Below are 2,799 nucleotides of genomic sequence, written 5' to 3' on the forward strand. Positions count from 1 at the left end.
TATCCCTCCGAGACCGACGTCTTGCTGTTGATCCAGGCGCGAAAGGCCGCGCCACAGGTGACCAGCCTGACCGTGAACACCGCCGTGGCCCTGATGGATATCGGCTACTACGATGAGGCCGCCGCAATGCTGCGCCCGCTGCTCACCGATCCGCACGACAATTCGGTTAGCGGCCTGGCGCGCAGGCTGATCGATCGGGCGCAGAAGAAGCAGAGGCCCCAAAAGGAGGACTTCGACTCCTGATCGATCCGGGGCGACCCGTGAATCGGCAAGCTCTTCTAGTGTCCCGATTCTGAAGTTCGCCAGACTTGCGGCAATGCTGAGCGAACTTCAGAATCGACAAGGTCACTAGAGAAGTTACTGTTTCTAGTGTGGTTTACGGTGCTGAAGTTCGCAACCGCGCAGCCGCTACCACATGCGAACTTCAGCACCACCACACTAGACCCAGCCGGGACCGCCTGATACCTCCCCGGCCCATGTCGATCGCCACCGAAGCCGCCCGCCGGCGCACCTTCGCCATCATCAGCCATCCTGACGCCGGCAAGACCACCCTGACCGAGAACCTGCTGCTGGCCGGGGGCGCCATCCGCGCGGCCGGCGCGGTTCGGGCGCGCGGGGAGCAGCGCCGCACTCGCAGCGACTGGATGAAGATCGAGCGCGAGCGAGGCATCTCGGTCAGCGCCAGCGTCATGACCTTCGATCATGCCGGGCTGATGTTCAATCTGCTCGATACGCCGGGCCACGAGCACTTTTCGGAAGACACCTACCGCACCCTCACCGCCGCCAATGCCGCGGTGATGGTGCTGGACGCCGCCAAAGGCATCGAGCCCCAGACCCTGAAGCTGTTCGAGGTCTGCCGGCTGCGCGATATCCCGATCGTCACCTTCGTCAACAAGATGGACCGCGAAGCGCTCGACCCCTTCGCCATTCTGGATGAGATCGCCGACAAACTGGCGCTCGACCCCACGCCGCTCTACTGGCCGGCCGGCTCGGGCGGTCGGTTCAAGGGCATGCTCGACCTGACCACCCGCCAGTTCCAGCCCTATCAGCGCGGCGGCGAGCATGGCCCGTCGGTAGCCTTCGAGTCCAACGCCATGGACGACAAGCTCCGCCCCGAGGAACGCGCCGAGCTATCGGACGGGGCGGAACTGGCGGGACGGCCATTCGATCATCAGGGCTTCCTGGCCGGAGCAGTAACACCCGTGCTGTTTGGCTCGGCCCTGCGCCATTTCGGGGTTGATGAATTGCTCGCCACGCTGGGCCGTTTCGCGCCGCCTCCCGGGCCGATGACAGCCGAGCGCGAAGGGAAGCCGACCCAGGTCGAGCCGGGCGCCGAGGAGGTCTCGGGCTTCGTGTTTAAGGTCCAGGCCAATATGGATCCCAACCACCGCGACCGTATCGCCTTCCTGCGGCTGACCTCCGGCAAATTTGCCCGCGGCATGAAGCTCAAGGCCTATTCCGCCGGCGGCAAGGGCGCCCCGCCACAGCGGCAGATGAGCGTCAACGCCCCCATCCTGTTCTTCGCCTCCGACCGCGAACTGGCGGAGGAGGCCTATGCCGGTGATGTCATGGGAATTCCGAACCACGGGGTGCTGCGGGTGGGCGACAGCCTGTCGGAAAGCGGCGCGGTGCGCTTCGCGGGCCTGCCCAATTTCGCCCCGGAGATCCTGCGCCGCGTGCGGGTCAAGGACCCGCTGAAGGCCAAGCACCTGAAGAAAGCGCTGGAGGGATTGGCCGAGGAAGGTGTCACCCAGCTCTTCAGGCCCGAGATCGGCAGCGACTTCATCGTCGGCGCCGTCGGCCAGCTGCAATTCGAGGTGATGGCCGACCGGCTGTCGAACGAATATGTCCTCGACGTCGTCTTCGAAGCCGCCCCCTATGCCGAGGCCCGGTGGCTGGGGGGCGAGGCTGCGGAGATCGAGGATTTCGCCGCCAAGCATCGCAGCGCCATGGCTCGCGATATCGACGACAACATCGTCTTCCTGGCCAAGTCGAGCTGGGAGATCGGCTATGTCGGGGAGCGGTTTCCGAAGATCAGGTTCGAGCGGACCAAAGAGCGGGGCTGAAAGGAAAGGCCCATGCGCCTTCATCCCTCGTGGCGACTTTCGGCCTCAGCCTTCGTCGTTCTCATCAAAGTCAAAATAGACACGGCCGGGAGCCAGCCCTGAAGCGGCGCCCGGCCGTGAAAATCTGGCACGATCGACGCCGAAAACTCCGGCAATCGGCCTTATAGTGGCTCTGCCGCAGCTCCCAGGAAACTGGAAGCTGCGGCGTGACCTTGACCCTACTTCGCTTTGACGCTCGGGCTGTCGTCGGCCTTCAGGTCACCCAAGGCGTACTGGAAGCCGGCCATGATGTGCTCGAGATAGAGCGGCATGGCATAGAGGTGCTCGTCGTGGCCGAGCGCTTCATAGAAGACGCGGCCCTTGCCTTCAGCGCGGATCCAGCTGAGGCCATAGTCGCCGTCGGTGCGCTTGCCGGATTCCTTGGCCTTATCCACATCGCTCATCTTGTCGTAATCGATGCTGGTGAGAACGTGGAGATTGGTCCGCGACCAGGAGTCCTGGTTGAAGGTGTAGGTTTCGTCGTGAACGCTGAACTCCTGACCATTGAACATCTTGGTCAGCGGGCTCTTCTTGTCGTCGATTTTCACCGTGATCGGTTGCGGATAGACCCAGTGGAACTTGAAGTAACCACCGATCATCTTGTTGAACTCAGGCCAGAGACCCACGCCGCCGGGAGGACCGGCGGGCGCACGGGGAGCCGCCGGAGCCGCACCCGGAGCCGCGCCTGCCGCCG

3 protein-coding genes are annotated in these 2,799 nt (G+C 63.9%); 2 read left to right on the top strand and 1 reads right to left on the bottom strand.

Annotation, left to right across the window (positions count from 1 at the left end):
- Together JWQ89_RS02570 and JWQ89_RS02575 are read left to right on the top strand one after the other, a co-directional pair.
- Positions 1-243 (top strand): hypothetical protein (locus JWQ89_RS02570; RefSeq protein ID WP_299638155.1); only part of this gene is annotated, 243 nt, incomplete at its 5' end.
- A 233-nt stretch (positions 244-476) separates the two neighbouring features.
- Entirely contained in the window at positions 477-2,066 is a 1,590-nt protein-coding gene (locus JWQ89_RS02575) for a peptide chain release factor 3 (protein ID WP_299638157.1), read from the top strand.
- 218 nt (positions 2,067-2,284) lie between these two features.
- On the opposite strand, the gene JWQ89_RS02580 is transcribed toward JWQ89_RS02575, so the two are convergent.
- A partial coding sequence (locus tag JWQ89_RS02580; protein WP_299638159.1) for a ThuA domain-containing protein occupies positions 2,285-2,799 on the bottom strand: 515 nt, incomplete at its 5' end.

It is taken from the genome of Devosia sp., assembly GCF_028290645.1.
GTDB lineage: Bacteria > Pseudomonadota > Alphaproteobacteria > Rhizobiales > Devosiaceae > Devosia_A.